This is a genomic window from Mesorhizobium sp. 131-2-1 (assembly GCF_016756535.1).
Taxonomy (GTDB): Bacteria; Pseudomonadota; Alphaproteobacteria; order Rhizobiales; family Rhizobiaceae; genus Mesorhizobium.
Map to the genome: position 1 here is coordinate 1,929,658 of NZ_AP023247.1, position 15,431 is coordinate 1,945,088.

At 65.2% G+C, this 15,431-nt stretch carries 19 protein-coding genes; 9 read left to right on the forward strand and 10 right to left on the reverse strand.

Going from position 1 to position 15,431, the window contains the following annotated elements; translation table 11 throughout:
* Nucleotides 1–131: 131 nt before the first annotated feature.
* Both JG743_RS09470 and JG743_RS09475 read left to right on the forward strand, forming a co-directional pair.
* Nucleotides 132–857, forward strand: coding sequence for a tellurite resistance TerB family protein (locus JG743_RS09470; RefSeq protein ID WP_202299889.1), 726 nt, complete (start codon nt 132–134; stop codon nt 855–857).
* Between the two features lie 241 nt (nt 858–1,098).
* Nucleotides 1,099–1,851 (forward strand): SDR family oxidoreductase, encoded by a 753-nt coding sequence (locus JG743_RS09475; protein ID WP_202302534.1) that lies wholly within the window; start codon nt 1,099–1,101, stop codon nt 1,849–1,851.
* A gap of 30 nt (nt 1,852–1,881) precedes the next feature.
* Here the strand turns inward: JG743_RS09475 and JG743_RS09480 are convergent, their stop codons facing one another.
* Nucleotides 1,882–3,066 carry a pyridoxal phosphate-dependent aminotransferase gene (locus JG743_RS09480; protein ID WP_202299891.1) on the reverse strand — a complete coding sequence of 395 codons (1,185 nt, stop codon included), beginning with the start codon at nt 3,064–3,066 and terminating at the stop codon, nt 1,882–1,884.
* Nucleotides 3,067–3,149: 83 nt separating this feature from the next.
* Between JG743_RS09480 and JG743_RS09485 the strand changes: the two genes are divergently transcribed.
* Genes JG743_RS09485 through denD form a run of 4 tightly spaced genes read left to right on the forward strand, consistent with a single transcriptional unit; the run spans nt 3,150 to nt 6,030 of the window.
* On the forward strand, nt 3,150–3,836 hold the full coding sequence (locus JG743_RS09485; RefSeq protein ID WP_202299899.1) for a GNAT family N-acetyltransferase: 687 nt from the start codon (nt 3,150–3,152) through the stop codon (nt 3,834–3,836).
* 13 nt (nt 3,837–3,849) lie between these two features.
* Nucleotides 3,850–4,845: a cation diffusion facilitator family transporter gene (locus tag JG743_RS09490; protein ID WP_202299901.1), complete on the forward strand. Its 996-nt coding sequence runs from the start codon at nt 3,850–3,852 to the stop codon at nt 4,843–4,845.
* A complete protein-coding gene (locus JG743_RS09495; RefSeq protein ID WP_202299903.1) occupies nt 4,845–5,051 on the forward strand; it encodes a hypothetical protein in 207 nt (68 codons plus the stop codon). The genes JG743_RS09490 and JG743_RS09495 overlap by 1 nt, the downstream gene beginning before the upstream one ends.
* A 1-nt stretch (nt 5,052) precedes the next feature.
* On the forward strand, nt 5,053–6,030 hold the full coding sequence (gene denD, locus JG743_RS09500; protein ID WP_202299904.1) for a D-erythronate dehydrogenase: 978 nt from the start codon (nt 5,053–5,055) through the stop codon (nt 6,028–6,030).
* A 13-nt stretch (nt 6,031–6,043) separates the two neighbouring features.
* Here the strand turns inward: denD and JG743_RS09505 are convergent, their stop codons facing one another.
* From JG743_RS09505 to JG743_RS09520, 4 genes are all read right to left on the reverse strand, one after another.
* Nucleotides 6,044–7,225: a nickel/cobalt transporter gene (locus JG743_RS09505; protein ID WP_202299905.1), complete on the reverse strand. Its 1,182-nt coding sequence runs from the start codon at nt 7,223–7,225 to the stop codon at nt 6,044–6,046.
* 7 nt (nt 7,226–7,232) lie between these two features.
* Nucleotides 7,233–7,901 carry a DUF1007 family protein gene (locus tag JG743_RS09510; protein ID WP_202299906.1) on the reverse strand — a complete coding sequence of 223 codons (669 nt, stop codon included), beginning with the start codon at nt 7,899–7,901 and terminating at the stop codon, nt 7,233–7,235.
* 87 nt (nt 7,902–7,988) lie between these two features.
* Complete coding sequence (locus tag JG743_RS09515) at nt 7,989–8,888, reverse strand: LysR family transcriptional regulator (RefSeq protein WP_202299907.1); 900 nt, start codon at nt 8,886–8,888, stop codon at nt 7,989–7,991.
* Between the two features lie 3 nt (nt 8,889–8,891).
* Entirely contained in the window at nt 8,892–10,091 is a 1,200-nt protein-coding gene (locus JG743_RS09520; protein WP_202299908.1) for an amidase, read from the reverse strand.
* Nucleotides 10,092–10,632: 541 nt separating this feature from the next.
* Between JG743_RS09520 and odc2 the strand changes: the two genes are divergently transcribed.
* Nucleotides 10,633–11,766 carry an ornithine/lysine decarboxylase gene (odc2, locus tag JG743_RS09525; protein WP_202299909.1) on the forward strand — a complete coding sequence of 378 codons (1,134 nt, stop codon included), beginning with the start codon at nt 10,633–10,635 and terminating at the stop codon, nt 11,764–11,766.
* Nucleotides 11,767–11,864: 98 nt separating this feature from the next.
* Complete coding sequence (locus JG743_RS09530) at nt 11,865–12,572, forward strand: GNAT family N-acetyltransferase (protein ID WP_342215708.1); 708 nt, start codon at nt 11,865–11,867, stop codon at nt 12,570–12,572.
* Between the two features lie 104 nt (nt 12,573–12,676).
* Here JG743_RS09530 and JG743_RS09535 read toward each other — a convergent pair whose 3' ends face one another.
* The 4 genes from JG743_RS09535 to JG743_RS09550 form a co-directional block, all read right to left on the reverse strand.
* Nucleotides 12,677–12,961, reverse strand: coding sequence for an SCP2 sterol-binding domain-containing protein (locus JG743_RS09535; protein ID WP_202299913.1), 285 nt, complete (start codon nt 12,959–12,961; stop codon nt 12,677–12,679).
* Between the two features lie 174 nt (nt 12,962–13,135).
* A complete protein-coding gene (locus JG743_RS09540) occupies nt 13,136–13,657 on the reverse strand; it encodes a hypothetical protein (RefSeq protein ID WP_202299915.1) in 522 nt (173 codons plus the stop codon).
* A gap of 34 nt (nt 13,658–13,691) precedes the next feature.
* Nucleotides 13,692–14,108 carry a hypothetical protein gene (locus tag JG743_RS09545; protein WP_202299916.1) on the reverse strand — a complete coding sequence of 139 codons (417 nt, stop codon included), beginning with the start codon at nt 14,106–14,108 and terminating at the stop codon, nt 13,692–13,694.
* Between the two features lie 8 nt (nt 14,109–14,116).
* Entirely contained in the window at nt 14,117–14,671 is a 555-nt protein-coding gene (locus JG743_RS09550; protein ID WP_244673093.1) for a rod-binding protein, read from the reverse strand.
* 114 nt (nt 14,672–14,785) lie between these two features.
* Between JG743_RS09550 and JG743_RS09555 the strand changes: the two genes are divergently transcribed.
* The gene (locus JG743_RS09555; protein WP_202299917.1) at nt 14,786–15,037 is read left to right on the forward strand and encodes a hypothetical protein; all 252 of its coding nucleotides are present in this window, start codon (nt 14,786–14,788) and stop codon (nt 15,035–15,037) included.
* Nucleotides 15,038–15,044: 7 nt separating this feature from the next.
* Here the strand turns inward: JG743_RS09555 and JG743_RS09560 are convergent, their stop codons facing one another.
* On the reverse strand, nt 15,045–15,431 hold the full coding sequence (locus JG743_RS09560; RefSeq protein ID WP_202299918.1) for a hypothetical protein: 387 nt from the start codon (nt 15,429–15,431) through the stop codon (nt 15,045–15,047).

A 15,431-nucleotide genomic window follows, 5' to 3' on the forward strand; every position in this document is an offset into this window, starting at 1 on the left:
ACTTTGTGGCCCTCCTGTATTTCCGGCGAAGCGCCTGCCCGTCATTGTAATGTCAGCATGCGGGACCTACGTCTGCGACGTCCAAACCTGCTCGTGCATGTTTCGGCGCGAGTCCAATTCTGGAGGCATTGATGCTCGATCCCAAGAAGCTTCTCGACGATCTGCTCGGCTCGCAAATTCCCGGTACCAGCGGCACTGTCCGCGACAAGGCCGGGCAGGCGGTGCAGATGGCCAAGGACAATCCGCTAGCCGCCGGCGCGCTGGCCGCGGTGCTGCTTGGGACCGGCACCGGCCGGCAGGTGACGGGCACCGCCATCAAGCTCGGTGGGCTGGCCGCGATCGGTGGCCTCGCCTACAAGGCCTACCAGAACTACAAGGCCGGCAATGCGCCGGCCGAGACGCCGGCCGCCGGCGAGCCCGAATTGCTGCCGCCACCCAAGGACACCGCCTTCCACCCCTCGCAGGCGCCGCAAGGCGAGGACGAGTTCACGCTGACGCTGGTGCGGGCGATGATCTCGGCAGCGAAGGCCGATGGCCATGTCGATGACGAGGAGCGCCAGAAGATCGCCGGCAAGCTGCAACTGGCCGGCATCGGCGCGGAAGCGGAAAAGTTCCTGATGGCGGAATTGGAGAGCCCGCTCGACCTGGACACGCTGGTCGCCGGCGCCAAGACCGACGCCCAGAAGCTCGAACTCTATACCGCCTCGCGCCTCACCATCGATCCAGACACACGCGCCGAGCGCGGCTATCTCGACCTGCTCGCCGGGCGCCTTGGCCTGCCGGATGCGCTGGTCGACCATGTCGAGGCGACGGTGTCGGCGGCAAAGGTGCCGGTTTCGGACAAGCCCGAAACCTAGCCCAATCCACGCTGGTGAGCGAGGCGGGATAGCCGCGCGGTAACGTCTCGTTAACCGAGGAAGCGCATCATTCTAGGCAGTCGGACCGGCTTTTCCTCCTCCCAAGCCCGGTTCAGATCAGGGCGGTCGCCAATGACCGCCCTTTTTGTCAGACCCACCGGAAAACACTCGTCTTGCCATCGCGCGCGTCATTTGCGATGCCACGATCCAGCGATTTCCGTGGAGGACGCCGATGACTGCCATGACTGAGAAAACCGCCATCGTGACCGGCGCCGGCACCGGCATCGGCAAGAGCGTCGCCACGGCGCTGCTCAGGAACGGCTGGAACACAGTGTTCTGCGGCCGCCGCAAGGCGGTGCTGGAGGAGGCGATAGCTGACGCCGGCAAGACGGACGCCAGGGCATTGGCGGTTGCCTGCGACATCAGCAAGGCCGACCAGGTCGACGACCTGTTCGAGACGGTGGTGGAGGCCTTCGGCCGCGTCGACCTGCTCTTCAACAACGCCGGCATGGGTTACAAGTCGACACCGATCGACGAGATCCCGGTCGAGGTCTGGAACGATATCGTCGGCGTCAACCTCACCGGCTCGTTCCTGTGCGCCCGCGCCGCCTTTGGCGCCATGCGCCGGCAAAAGCCGATGGGCGGCCGCATCATCAACAACGGCTCGGTGTCGGCCTACGCGCCGCGGCCGGGCTCGGTGCCCTATACGGCGACCAAGCATGCCATCACCGGCCTGACCAAGACGCTGGCGCTGGACGGCCGGCCCTATGACATCGCCTGCGGCCAGATCGACATCGGCAATGCGCTGACCGAGATGGCGCAGCCGATGACAGTCGGCGTGCCGCAGGCCAACGGCTCCATCGCCGCCGAGGCGGTAATGGATGTCGAGCGCGTCGCCGACGCCGTGGTCCACATGGCGAGCCTGCCGCTCGATGCCAACGTGCTGTTCATGACGGTGATGGCGACGAAGATGCCGTTCGTCGGGCGCGGCTAGCGCCCGACCTCTCCCACAGGGGAAGCGAACTCACTTCTTCAGGAACGCCTCGATCCGCTCCAGCGCGCGCAGGATGTTCTCCTCGGAATTGGCGTAGGAGAGCCGGATATAGCCTTCGCCGAGAATGCCGAAGTCGGGACCGCCGATCAGCGCCACGCCGGCATCCTCGAGCACGGCCGAGGCAAGCTTCTTGGCCTTCCAGCCGGTCTTCGACACGTTGGGGAATGCGTAGAAGGCGCCTTTCGGCGTGATGCAGGAAATGCCGGGAACCGCGTTCAGGCCCTCGACCACGATCTTCCTGCGATTGTCGAAGGCACGCATCATCTTGTCGACATCGTCCTGCGGGCCGTCAATGGCGGCGATGCCGGCATATTGGCTCGGCGCGTTGACGCAGGACCAGCAATTGACCGCCAGCTTGCGCACCTTGTCGTAGAGATGGGCACCCTTGTCGCCGTTCGGCCAGATCGACCAGCCCATACGCCAGCCGGTCATCGCCCAGGTCTTCGACCAGCCGTTGAGCACGATCAGCCGGTCGCGGATTTCGGGGAAGGTCAGCAGCGAGCAATGCGTCTCGCCGTCATAGGTCATCACGTCGTAGATCTCGTCGGAGAGGATGGCGACATGCGGGTGCGCCTCCAGTCCCCTGACCAGCTTCTCGATCTCGGCGCGCGGCGTGACGCCGCCGGTCGGGTTGGCGGGCGAGTTGAGGATCAGCAGCCTGGTCTTCGGCGTTATCAGCGCCAGCGTCTCTTCCGCCGAGAAGGCGAAGCCGTTGGCCTCGCGGATCGGCACAGGGATGGGGGCAGCACCGGTGAATTCGATCATCGAGCGGTAGATCGGAAAGCCGGGATCCGGATAGAGGATCTCGGCGCCCGGCTCGCCGAACATCAAGATCGCGGCGAACATGGTCGGCTTGCCGCCGGGCAGGATCATCACGCTCTCGGGCGAGACCTCGACGCCGGTGGTGGTCAGCGTGCGGCGCACCACCGCTTCGCGGGTGGCAAGCAGGCCGTTGGCCGGCGTGTAGCCGTGGTGGCCGTCGCGCAGCGCCTTGATCGCCGCCTCGACGATGTGCTGCGGCGTCTTGAAGTCGGGTTGGCCGATGCCGAGATTGATGATGTCGCGGCCCTGATGGGCAAGTGCGGTGGCACGCGCCAGCACGGCGAAGGCATTTTCCTCGCCGAGACGGTCGAAGGCCGCAATCGTGTGGAGCATTTTTCCCGTCCCTGTGGTTCTTACTGTGGGCGAGCGTTTTTGTGAGCGTCCTTCGGCAAAAGTCAAACGGATTGGAGTTTTCGGTGTCGGAAAATCTCAAAGACTGGCAGCCGCGCCCGCGCCCCGAACGCAAGGTGCTGGAGGGCCGCTATGTCAGGCTCGCACCGCTGAGCGCCAAAAAGCACGGCGACGATCTCTACGAGGCCTCGTCCGTGTCCGATATCGACGGCCGCTTCGCCTGGCTGCCCGACTATCCGCCGGAAACCCGCGCCGCTTTCCAGCCCTGGCTCGACAAGGTCGAGGCCAGCGAGGATCCGCTGTTCTTCGCCGTCATCGACAGAGCGAGCGGCAAGGTCGCCGGGCGGCAGACGCTGATGCGCATCGACCCGGCCTATGGCGTGATCGAGATCGGCAACATCTATTGGGGGCCGCTGATTTCGCGCAAGCCGGCGGCGACCGAAGCGCAGTTCCTGTTCATGAAATACATCTTCGACGATCTCGGCTATCGCCGCTACGAATGGAAATGCAACAACCGCAACGAACCGTCGAAGCGCGCGGCCGAGCGTTTCGGCTTCAAGTTCGAAGGGATTTTCCGCCAGCACCTTGTCGTCAAGGGCGAAAACCGCGATACCGCGTGGTATTCGATCATCGACAAGGAGTGGCCGGCACTGCGCAGAGCCTATGAGGCTTGGCTCGATCCGGCCAATTTCGACAATGAGGGCCGGCAGAAGCGGCGGCTCGAAGACTTCCGCGCCGAGTTCGGCGCGTAGCGGGAGCAGGCAGATGGCGCATAGCCATGACCACGGTTCGCATGGGCAGGACGTGCATGGCCACAGCCACGGCGCCGGCCATTTGCACGGCTCGACCGACAAGAAGCGTGTGCTGATCGCCGCCTGCCTGACGGGCGGCTTCATGGTTGCGGAGGCGCTTGGCGGGCTGTTGACGGGATCGCTGGCGCTGCTCGCCGATGCCGGCCACATGCTTGCCGATTCGATCGCGCTCGGGCTCGCCTGGTACGCCTTCCATCTGGCCGGTCGGCCGGCCACGGTTCGCCTCACATATGGCTTCGGCAGGGTCAAGACCCTGGTCGCCTACACCAACGGCATCGCCATCTTCGCCATCGCGCTCTGGATCGTCTACGAAGCCTGGGGACGCTTGATAGCGCCGGCGCCGGTGCTCGGCGGGCCGATGCTGGTGGTGGCGATCGCCGGCCTGCTGGTGAATATCCTCTCCTTCTTCGTGCTGCACGGAGGCGATCGCGAGAACCTCAACATGCGCGGCGCCATCCTGCATGTGCTGGGCGACCTGCTCGGCTCGGCCGCCGCAATCGTCGCCGCGCTGATCATTCTTGCGACGGGTTGGACGCCGATCGATCCGATCCTGTCGGTGCTGGTCTCGCTGCTGATCCTGTCGACGGCCTGGTCGCTGATGCGCGAGGCCGCCCATGTGCTGCTCGAAGGCGTGCCGGCAAGCCTCGACCGCGACGTGATCGCCAAGGATCTGGAAGGCGCGGTCAAGGGTGTGCGCGAGGTGCACCACATGCATGTCTGGTCGCTCGACGGTTCGAGCAACATGGCGACGCTGCACGCCTGCCTGAACGACGGGGTCGATGCCCATATGGCGGTCAGCGCCATCAAGAAGCGGCTCGCCGCCGAGCATGGCATCAGCCATGCCACCGTCGAACCGGAATTCGGGCACTGCGCCGACGACGATGACGATCACGACCACAGTCATGACCACGCGCATCACACGGCGCCGCATCGCGGTCACTATCACTGATGGATCGCGATACACGCAACGCGGCGCTCGGCGCCTTCTGGGTGCTGCTCATCTTCGGCATCGCCGCCTATTTCCTGCCGCGGGTGATGCTGGCGGCGGGCAGCGTCTCGACCGTTCTGGCCGGAATCATCGCGGCCGTCTTCATGGTGGCGATTTTCGTCGTGTTTTGGCTGCGCGGGCGCAGCCAGCGTAAGAAGGGTCCCTGACATGCGCGTGTTGATTACGGGCGCCGCCGGCATGGTCGGCCGCAAGCTCATTGCCCGGCTGGCCAAGGACGGGCAACTGCGTGGCCGCAAGATCAGCGCGCTCGACCTGCACGATATCGTGGCGCCCGAGCCGCCCGCGCTCGCAGGCGTCGATGTCTCCATCCACACTGGCGATCTCGCGGCACCTGGAGCAACCGCTAGCCTGGTCGCTTCGCGCCCCGATGTGATCTTCCATCTGGCCGGCATCGTGTCGGGCGAGGCTGAAGCCAATTTCGACCTCGGCTACCGCGTCAATCTCGACGGCACGCGCGCGCTGTTCGATGCCGTGCGGCTGGCGGCGTTCGCGCCGCGCCTCGTCTTCACCTCGTCGATCGCCGTGTTCGGCGCGCCGTTCCCGGACGTCATCCCGGACGAGTTCCACCCGACGCCGCTGACCTCCTACGGCACGCAAAAGCAGATGAGCGAGGCGCTGCTTGCCGACTACACGCGGCGCGGTTTCTTCGACGGCATCGGCATCCGGCTGCCGACCATCTGTGTCAGGCCGGGAAAGCCGAACAAGGCGGCCTCGGGGTTCTTCTCCGGCATCATCCGCGAGCCGCTGAGCGGCCAGGAAGCGATCCTGCCGGTGCCACGCTCGGTGCTGCATACGCACGCCAGCCCGCGCTCGGCGGTGAACTTCCTGATCCATGCGGCGGAGCTCGACGGCGCCGCCGTCGGGCCGCGGCGCAACCTCACCATGCCTGGTGTTGCCGTGACGGTCGGCGAGCAGATCGAGGCGCTGGAGCGGGTCGCCGGCTCAAAGGTGGTGAAGCTGATCCGCGAGCAGCCCGACGAAACCATCTGGGCGATCGTCAAGGGCTGGCCGACCCGCTTCGAGGCGCGCCGCTCGAGGGAACTCGGCTTTGCCGCCGAGACCAGCTTCGACGAGATCATCCGCGCCCATATCGAGGACGAGCTGGGCGGCAGGCTCGCAGGATAGTCGAAGCGCCTGGTCAGGCTGCCAGGCTGGCCGAGAGAAGCAGCAGGCCGACCAGGAAGATGAAGGCCGCGCCGCCGATCTCGACGATGGCATGGATACGGTTGCCCATGCGGCCATCGCCGGCGAAATAGACCGCCCAGTTCTTGGCCGTCACCGCGAGCGTCGCCAGCGCCGAGACGGTGATGGCGGTGCCGATCGACATGGCGAGCACCGACAGCAGACCGCCGAGCCAGAGCCCGTTGAGCAGGGCGAAGCTCAGCACGATCAGCGCGCCGGAGCAGGGGCGGATGCCGACGGCCGCCACCGCCGACCATGCCGTGCGCCAGTCGAAATTGTCGCCCGACAGCAGCGCCGGATCGGGCGCGTGCGAATGGCCGCAGGTCTCGCAGATTTCACCGGCGGCGTGGTCGTGATGGTGATGATCATGCGCACTGTGGTCGTGATGATGGTGCGCGCCGTGGTCATGGGCATGTGTATGGTGGTGGTCGTGGTCATCATGGTCGTGAACATGAAGCGCGTGCGCCGAATGGGCGTGCGCGGCGTGCGAATGGCCCGCGTGTGAATGACCGGCATGCGAGTGGCCGGCATGCGAGTGACCAGCATGAGCGGCCGAAAGGCTGTAGGCCGGGCCGGCGCCGAACAGGCGGCGGATGGCCGGACCCGCCTTGCGCCAGAGCAGCCAGGCGCCGAACAGGGTGACCAGCACATAGCTCGAGATTTCCAGGAACCATGCCGCGTCTGTCATCGAAATGGCGGTGCCGCGCAGCACGAAATAAGCGAGCATCATGACCACGACCGCCGTCAGCCCCTGCAGCAGCGCCGAGACGAAGGACAGCATGATGCCGCGCTTCAGCGCCACTTCATTGGCGACCATGTAGGACGAGATCACCGCCTTGCCGTGTCCGGGGCCGGCGGCGTGGAAGATGCCGTAGGCGAAGGAGAGGCCGATCAGCAGCCACAGCTTGCTGCCGTCCTCGCGCATGGCTTTCATGGCGGCGGCAAGTGAATGGTAGAATTCCTGCTGCCTGAGATTGATCCACATCAGGATATGGGCGAAGGGGCCGGAGGTGGAGGGCGCCATGCCGTCATTGGTGCCGATGCCGAGCGAGCTCTGGGCATGGGCGGCGCCCGGCAAATGCGTCATCACCAAGGCGGCGGCAAGCAGGCCGAGTGCCAAACGCAGAAACGGTTTCATCACCGATCTATCCTTCCGGCGGGCAGTTCAGTTCGAGCTTGGTGGCGAAGATCTTGCTCATGTCGGTGCCTGTCGGATCGTTGAAGAACGCTTCCGTCAGGGTCTTCTGGTTCTCGGCGATCGCCTCGTCCGGATCGGGACGCACGACCTTCTTGGTGCAGGTCGAAGGCAGGCCCTCGATGGTGAGGTTCGCATCGTCGGTGAAGTCGATCGCCGTGTAGAAAGTCGGGTCATAGACGCCGATATCGATCTTGCCGGTGAGTTTGATCGGCACCTTCGGTTCGGATTCGAACAGGATGATCAGCTGGTCGTTGTCGAAATTGGCCATCAGATGCGGGGGAGGGGCCATCGCCACGTCCTTGCCGTCCTGGGTGACGAGCTGGAAATAGTTGAACTCCGCCAGCGAGGAATGGACGGTGTCGGCCACTTCCTTCAGCTCCTTGTCGTCAAGCTTCAGGTCGGAGTTCTTGTCGAACTCCATCATCACCGTACTCGAAAACAGGTCGTCAAAACGCCAGAGATGGCGCAATGCTTTCACACTTTGGTGATCCTCGCTCAGGATGACGTCGAGGCGGGCCTCGGCGAAGACGTGGGGGTGCACCTGGGCCGGTTCGACCGCCGCCAAAGTCGCCGCCATGGCCGAAGCCAGCATGATTGCTTGCCGTTTCAGGTGCATTTGTGGATGGCGATTCCGTGGATTTATGTGGCAGCCGAGAGTTACCAGAAAGGGGGCGAAATTGGGACCATGCGCCCCACCGGCGTGTCAGGCGCTTTCGCGAGTCCTGAACCACTGCACCAGGAAATCGACGAAGACGCGCACCTTGGCCGGTAGATAGCGCCGGTGCGGATAGACGGCGAAGATGCCGCTGCCGGACAGCAGGCGATCGTCCAGCGCGGTCACCAGCCGGCCGCTTTCGATCTCGGGCGCGGCGATGAAATCGGGCAGAATGGAAAAGCCCAGTCCGGACACCGCCGCGGCCCTCGCCGTCATCGGGCTGTTGACCTCGATCGGACCGGACACCGCAACGCTCACCGTATCGCCGGTGTCGCCCTTGAACGGCCAGTTGGTCAGCCAGCGGCCATTGGTGTCGATGATGCAGGGCATGCGTGCAAGGTCCTGCGGACGCATCGGCATGCCGTGCTTGGCGACCAGTTCCGGCGAGGCGCAGAGCCGCACCGAAAATGGCGCCAGGCGCCTGGCGATCAGCGAGGAACTCTCCAGCCTGGAGATGCGCACGGCGAGGTCGAAGCCCTCCTCGACCAGGTCGACGAAGCGGTCGTCGAGGTGGATGTCGAGCACGATGTCGGGATGCTCCTTGGCGAAGTCGATCAGCGACTGGCCGATCGGCGCGTCGGCGAAGGTGCGCGCCGCCGAAAGCTTGATGCGGCCGCGCACGTCGCCGGAGGATTCGCGCACCGCGTCGGCCAGGCTGTCGACCTCGCGCACGATCTCGGAGGCGCGCCGGTAATAGGTATGGCCGGCCTCGGTCATCGAGAACTGCCTGGTGGTGCGGTTCAGGAGCAGCGCGCCGAGTTCGTCTTCCAGCTCGCGCACATATTTCGACAGCAGCGCCTTGGAGCGGCCGATCTTGCGCGCGGCGGCCGAAAAGCCTTCGGCCTCGACCACGTCGATGAAGGCGCGCATGCGGGTCAGCGTGTCCATGGCTCAGGCCTTTCGTGCGGCGTCGAGGACTTTGCGGCCGAGCCGTATCAGGGCAACGTCGCTTCCGGAAGGGCCAAGCAGCGACAGGCCGAACGGTGCGCCGTCGACCGATCCGAGCGGCAGCGTGATCTGCGGGAAGCCGGACAGGCCTGAAAGGCACAGCAGATGCAGGGCCCTTTCGCGGTAGGTCTGCAGCTGTTCCGGCGTGCTTTTGACCAGCGGCGCCGGCCCCGGAACCGTCGGCAGGACAAGGAAGCCGTGGCTGCCGAGCAGGCCGGCGAGTTCGGCGCGGAAGGCCAGCCGGCGTGCCGTTTCGGTTTCGACCGTCCTGGCATCGACGGCCCGGCCGAAGCCGAAACGCTCGTCGACGCCCGGTCCGAGACCGCGATCGCCGCTGGCGATCCAGCCGCCATGCTCCCGCCAGGCCTCGAAGGCCTGCAGGCGGCGAAAGCACCAGTAGAGTTCGTCGGGGAAGGACGCGAAACTGTATTCCACCTGCGCCGGCTCGCCGATGACGGACGCTGCGAGCGTCTTCATCCTGGCATATTCCGCGGCCTCGGCCGGGCCCGAAACGAAAGCGTCCAGCCAGCCGATCGACAGCGGCCGGTTGAGCGCATGGTGGTGCGGGTCGCGGCCGAGCAGCAGCTTGCCGACCGCCTCGTAAGTCTCGATGTCGTCGGCGAACCAGCCGAAGGTGTCGAAGCTCGGCGCGAGCTTCATGGCGCCGTCGAGCGGGATGCGGCCGTGGGTGGCGCGTAGCCCGATCAGGCCGCAGAAGCTCGCCGGCGCGCGGATCGAGCCGCCGGTGTCGGAGCCGGTGGCGATGTCGGCGAGCTTGCCGGCCACCGCAGCCGCGGACCCCGATGACGAGCCGCCGGTGACGCGCTCGGGCGCGGCGGGGTTCACCGGAAAGGGAAAATGCGCGTTCTGGCCCATCAGCGAGAAGGCGAGCTCGTCGGTCTGGGTCTTGCCGACGAATCGCGCGCCAGCGTCGAGAATCATCCGCACCGCCGGAGCCGTCTGCGAGGCGGCGTGGGCGTCGGCGAATTTGCTCGGATTGCCGCAGCCGGTGCGATAGCCGGCAACGTCGTAGATGTCCTTGACGGCCAGCCTCAGCCCGGCCAGCGGGCCAAGTTCCGCATTCGCGACAGGCATTTGGCGGAGGTTGAGGAAGGCGTTGAGCGGTCCGTGCGTGCCTGTCATCGTTCGATATCCGGATACGGTGATGCGTAGATTGTTCGATGCCGGAAATTTTACAACCGGCGATACGATTTTTATTGATTGTGAAACCCTTCGCTCCTATATCGCGCTTGCCCAAAGTCGCACGTGCCTGTGGGTGTCCGCCGATCCTCGAATGGTGAGGGCAATCGGTAAGGTAACTGGAGCTAACCCCTCCAGTCGGTTTAGCGGCCAACCGCCAGACCGAGGACACCTTGAAGCAACGACGGTGCGGGCCTTTCTGGTGTTCTGCCGGTCGTCCAAAGACCGGGGTTACTGAAGAGGCACACCTTCATTGCCGGCAGTGCGGACGGGTCTCCCATCCAAGCCAAGGCAGACAAAGCGAACCGAGGCCGGGCAAGGCCAAGGTTCACCGCCGCGAGACGGCGTTTCATGGTTCCGGGGTCTCCACCGGCTGGTCCCATGGATTTCCGTCCCGCCTTTGTCCACCGCGTGTTCGCGAGGCCGAGAGCCCGCGTCCCCGCAGCCTTTGTGCGCGCCGCAAGGCGCTTATGGAGAGACCCCGATGGCTACCCAGCGCATCCTCGATTTCCTCGCCACCCGACGTCCGAACGGCCCGTGCCTCGTCGTCGACCTCGATGTCGTGCGCGACAATTTCCGCGCCTTCGAGAAGGCGTTGCCCGATTCCAAGATCTACTATGCGGTGAAAGCAAACCCGGCGCCGGAGATCCTGCGCCTGCTTGCTGCGATGGGCTCGTCCTTCGACACCGCATCCGTTGCCGAGGTCGAGATGGCCATGGACGCCGGTGCGCCGGCCGACCGCATCTCCTTCGGCAACACCATCAAGAAGGAGCGTGATATCGCACGCGCCTTCCAGCTCGGCATCCGCCTGTTCGCGGTGGACTGCGTCGAGGAGGTCGAGAAGATCGCTCGTGTCGCTCCCGGCGCGCGCGTGTTCTGCCGCGTGCTGACCGACGGCGAAGGCGCCGAATGGCCGTTGTCGCGCAAGTTCGGCTGCGTGCCGGCAATGGCGGTCGACGTGTTGCGCCATGCCAAGGCGCTCGGCCTCGACGCCTATGGCGTTTCGTTCCATGTCGGCTCGCAGCAGACCGATCTGTCGGCCTGGGACCGCGCGCTGGGCGATGCCAAGAAGGTGTTCTCGACGCTCGCCGACGAAGGCATCGTCTTGAAGATGGTCAATATGGGCGGCGGCTTCCCGACCCGTTACCTGAAGGACGTGCCGGTGGCGCAGGCCTACGGCCAGGCGATCTTCTCGGCGCTGCGCAAGCATTTCGGCAACGCGCTGCCCGAGACGATTATCGAGCCGGGCCGCGGCATGGTCGGCAATGCCGGCGTCATCAAGTCGGAAGTCGTGCTGATCTCGAAGAAGGCCGACAACGACAATGTGCGCTGGGTGTTTCTCGACATCGGCAAGTTCGGCGGCCTCGCCGAGACCATGGACGAGGCGATCCGCTATCCGATCGTCACTGCCCATGACGGCACCGAAACCGCGCCTTGCGTGCTCGCCGGTCCGACCTGCGATTCGGCCGACGTGATGTACGAGAAGACGCCCTATCCGTTGCCCCTGTCGCTGACCATCGGCGACGAGGTGCTGATCGAAGGCACCGGCGCCTACACGACGACCTATTCCTCGGTCGCCTTCAACGGCTTCGAGCCGCTCCGATCCTACGTGATCTGACCGGTTCGCAAGAACCGTTCAGATCATCCCAGGTGGGCGCCTGTCGCCCACCCGGGTTCGCCTGTGGAACAGATCTCCGCTCGTGAAGGATCGCGGACATGGAATACCTGAACAAATCGGCCATCGCGGCCACCGACATTGCCCCCTCATCCGGCCCTTCGGATCAGCTCTTCTTCGCGGGGGAGAAGAGCCCGATGGCAGCACTTGCGCCCTCCCTTGCCCAATGGGCACAGGCTGGCTCGCGCGGCGAGCCGGGTGAGGGGGCCTCACAGGCTCCGGCATTCGCCATCGTGGCGGAAAGCGCGGGCGATATCGAGGCGCGCGAGGATCTGCTCGACCGCGCAATGGGGGCCGGCCGCCGCAAGAAGTCGTCGGAGAAGCTGCGGCGCGGCCGCCGGCCTTCGGAAGGCCTGGCTTTCGTCGCACGCGATGCCTCGGGCGCGGTCCTCGGCACCGTGCGGCTCTGGGATGTGACGTTGGGCGAAGGCGGTCCGGCGGCACTTCTGCTCGGACCGCTCGCCGTCGAACCCGCGCTCAAGGGCGCCGGTGTCGGCTCGGCGCTGATGCGCCATGCGGTGACCGAAGCGGCGCGCCTCGGCCATGGCGCCATCCTGCTCGTCGGCGACGCTCCTTACTACGGGCGCTTCGGCTTCTCGGCGGCGAAGACCGGCGCGCTCGCCATGCCAGGCCCCTATGAGCGGCACCGGCTGCTGGCGCTGGAACTGGTGGAAGGCGTGCTCGACGGCGCCCACGGCACGCTCAAGGCCGCGGGACGCAAGCAGAAGGCGCAATCGCTGGCCGCCTAGAGCATGGTCCCAAAGAGTGGGAGCCGGTCAGGCAAGACCATGGTCAAACCAAAAGAAAACGCCGCCCATCGAGGCGGCGTTTTGCTTTAATCCGGGCGATGCCGTCAACCGAGCAGCTGGCTGAGCGCCATGGCGACGGTCATGTCGCCTTCGATCTTTATCTTGCCGGACATGAAGGCCATGGTCGGGTTGAGGTCGCCGGCGATCAGCGAGTCCAGATCGTCGAGCGACAGCTTCACGGTGCAGTCGGTCGGGGCATCCGTGGTAGAGACCGTGGCGCCGTCGATGACGATGACGCCATCTCCGCCGGTGTCGAACTTGACCGAATGCTCGAAGCCCGCGCTTGCCACGCGCGACTTGATCCGGTCGGCAATCTCCTGAACGCTCATGCGGTTCTCCTCGTTTCCGTTGCGTTGATGCGCGGCGGCGCTCTTGCCCGGCGCATGTCGCGATCATGATCGCTGACGCATATAGCTTCGCGTTGACGTTTACGTCAACGTGGCGACGATGCGTCATCTCGCATCACCTTGGCGTGGTCAATGGCGAATACGGCTCCGCCGCGGTCAGTGCTGCTTGAAGGCCTTGGTCATCTCCGACGCCGTCTCGCCGGCGCCCTTGCGGCGGCGAATGGCATTGTCGCGGATCTCGTCCTTGGACAGGAAGTTGACCTGGTCGATCAGCACCTCATGCACCAGTTCGACGCCGACACGGGCGTTGATGCTGTCGTGGATGGCCTTGCGGAAGGCATCGAGATCAATCGTGTCCTTCTTGGTGAAATCGATCTGCGGGTTGGCGTAGAGATAGGAGTAGACTTGGTCGGTGATCAGCGCCTGGGCCGGAATCGACAGCTTCTTTATCTGCTCGGGCTCGACTGTGTAGACGAGCTTGGTCAGGAAATAGCCGTCGATCCTGGCGTCGCGGATCAGCGGCACCGAGATGATGTCGGTCTTGACGTAGTCGAGGCCGCCCAGCATCGGCTTCGGCGTCTCGCCGACGCCGGCCTTGCCTGCAGCCTGGAACGAATAGAACACGGCGCCGAGCGTCGCTGCGCAAATCCAGATCGCGGCGGCGATGAACTTGATCACCGGTCTTTCCCTCGCGTGGCCCTGGCGGCCGGGATCATGCTCTTGCCCAGCCGAACTCGCCGGCCGAATAGGTGCCGTCGGCCTCGGCGCGCTGGATGGCGCTCTTCAGCAAATTGGCGACCTCGTTGACGGCGTTGAGATGGGCAAGGATCGCGGCCTCGTTCTTGGCCAGCTTCTGGCGCAACCGCGCCAGCCCTTCGCGATGCTGCTCCAGGAATTCGATCTCGTTTGCGCCCTTCATGGCGCGGGTCAATTCATAGAGGTAGCGGCTCTTGCGGGCGTTGGATGCCTTGAGGTCGAAACCGGTGCTGGCGCGGATACCCGCCGTCTCCTCGTCGACCGCCTCCTCGATGCGGCCGATGATGGCGGCAAGGTTTCCGGGGCGCGCGAACGGGATCGGCGCTTCCGAGGTCCGCGCCGGCAGGTTGGAGAATTCGGATTGGTCGGCCATGAGGCTCCCTAGATTTTCGTATCGGTTTCTATGGTCGTATCGTCGCCGGTCATCGACCGCGCGGCCTGGCGCTGCAACTCCTGCACCATGGACGTCGACAACCGGGTCTGCTGGTCGATCTCGGCCTTCTCCGGCCCACCCGAAACCGGGCCGACCGGCACGGTGCGCTTGCCGTCCTTGTAGTGGTCGGCGAGCATCGACCTGGCGATGCCGATGCCGCCGCGCTCGGCCATGACATTGGCCAGCTGCTCGGCCAACTGCGATTTCCACATGTCGCCGGCGAGACCCTTGCCGTACACGCCCTCGGTGTCCTTGGGCATCATGTTCTGGATGAAGGTCTGCAGCACCATCGCCTCGAAGCGCTGGAACTTCTTCTCCGGGTTTGTCGCCTCGGCCTTGTCCGCGGTGGCTCGCGAAAGCATGGTGCCGGCGGTGTCGACCGAAAAGGTGCCCGTGGCGCCACCGGAGCGCCTTGCCAGTGCGGCCCGCGCGGCCTCGACGTCCGTCGGCTCGGCGGCGCGGGCGACGTCCAGGACGATGTCACTGGGTGGAGAGATTGCCAAAAAAGTCCGCCTTTTGCCGGTTTTCGTGGCAGCGACAATGGCGCAACAAGCTTGCGGCAGGCTTGCGAAAGCGGCGTCTCCACAACTGAGGTTTCCGATAGCACTGGGTGCAGAATGCAGATTGTCGAGCGATTTCAACTCAGTGGCCGCGGTCTTGTCGTAATATGCGATCGACCTACCGACTTCCCGGCGGGCGGAAACCTCAAGGCTACGATCGCCCGGCCCGACGGCTCCAAAGTCATCACGACTGCGTCAAAGGAATATGGCTATCGGAGCGAACCTCCACACGAGTTCGAGGCGTTCGTGCTGAAGGGACTTGACCTGTCTGATGTGCCAGACGGCAGCGCCGTTGAGTTCGGCTTGTGACCGCAGCCTACGAGGGTTCGTTGCGCTTCTGGGCGATGAGATCCAGCCGCTCGCGGTCGGTGCGTTCGCGCTCGTCGCGGCGGCGCACGTCCTTGTAGGCGCGCTCTACCATGTTGGTACGCGCCGTTGCGGTGGCGATCAGGCTCGCTTCCTGCCTGGCGCTCTCCAGGCTTGCCTCCTGGCGGACCAGGGCATTGGCGATGCGGCGATGGTAGAGGTCGGGGAACAGGGCGGCCAGCGACCGGTCAGCGTCGAAATGCTCGACCAGTTCCTTTGCCTCGGCCTCGGCCGCTCCCGCCTGCGCCAGGAATGTCGCATGGCGCGTCTCGTGCAGGGCCTTCAGTTGCTCCTGCACCAGCACCAGTTTCCGCAGCCGTTCCTTGCGCGTGGTCAT

Bases quoted from the DNA above. Each gene is read 5' to 3' on its own strand.
- JG743_RS09470 (WP_202299889.1), top strand. From the start codon at position 132: ATGCTCGATCCCAAGAAGCTTCTCGACGATCTGCTCGGCTCGCAAATT.
- JG743_RS09475 (WP_202302534.1), top strand. From the start codon at position 1,099: ATGACTGAGAAAACCGCCATCGTGACCGGCGCCGGCACCGGCATCGGC.
- JG743_RS09480 (WP_202299891.1), bottom strand. From the start codon at position 3,066: ATGCTCCACACGATTGCGGCCTTCGACCGTCTCGGCGAGGAAAATGCC.
- JG743_RS09490 (WP_202299901.1), top strand. From the start codon at position 3,850: ATGGCGCATAGCCATGACCACGGTTCGCATGGGCAGGACGTGCATGGC.
- JG743_RS09495 (WP_202299903.1), top strand. From the start codon at position 4,845: ATGGATCGCGATACACGCAACGCGGCGCTCGGCGCCTTCTGGGTGCTG.
- denD (WP_202299904.1), top strand. From the start codon at position 5,053: ATGCGCGTGTTGATTACGGGCGCCGCCGGCATGGTCGGCCGCAAGCTC.
- JG743_RS09505 (WP_202299905.1), bottom strand. From the start codon at position 7,225: ATGAAACCGTTTCTGCGTTTGGCACTCGGCCTGCTTGCCGCCGCCTTG.
- JG743_RS09510 (WP_202299906.1), bottom strand. From the start codon at position 7,901: ATGCACCTGAAACGGCAAGCAATCATGCTGGCTTCGGCCATGGCGGCG.
- JG743_RS09515 (WP_202299907.1), bottom strand. From the start codon at position 8,888: ATGGACACGCTGACCCGCATGCGCGCCTTCATCGACGTGGTCGAGGCC.
- JG743_RS09520 (WP_202299908.1), bottom strand. From the start codon at position 10,091: ATGACAGGCACGCACGGACCGCTCAACGCCTTCCTCAACCTCCGCCAA.
- odc2 (WP_202299909.1), top strand. From the start codon at position 10,633: ATGGCTACCCAGCGCATCCTCGATTTCCTCGCCACCCGACGTCCGAAC.
- JG743_RS09530 (WP_342215708.1), top strand. From the start codon at position 11,865: ATGGAATACCTGAACAAATCGGCCATCGCGGCCACCGACATTGCCCCC.
- JG743_RS09535 (WP_202299913.1), bottom strand. From the start codon at position 12,961: ATGAGCGTTCAGGAGATTGCCGACCGGATCAAGTCGCGCGTGGCAAGC.
- JG743_RS09545 (WP_202299916.1), bottom strand. From the start codon at position 14,108: ATGGCCGACCAATCCGAATTCTCCAACCTGCCGGCGCGGACCTCGGAA.
- JG743_RS09555 (WP_202299917.1), top strand. From the start codon at position 14,786: ATGCAGATTGTCGAGCGATTTCAACTCAGTGGCCGCGGTCTTGTCGTA.
- JG743_RS09560 (WP_202299918.1), bottom strand. From the start codon at position 15,431: ATGACCACGCGCAAGGAACGGCTGCGGAAACTGGTGCTGGTGCAGGAG.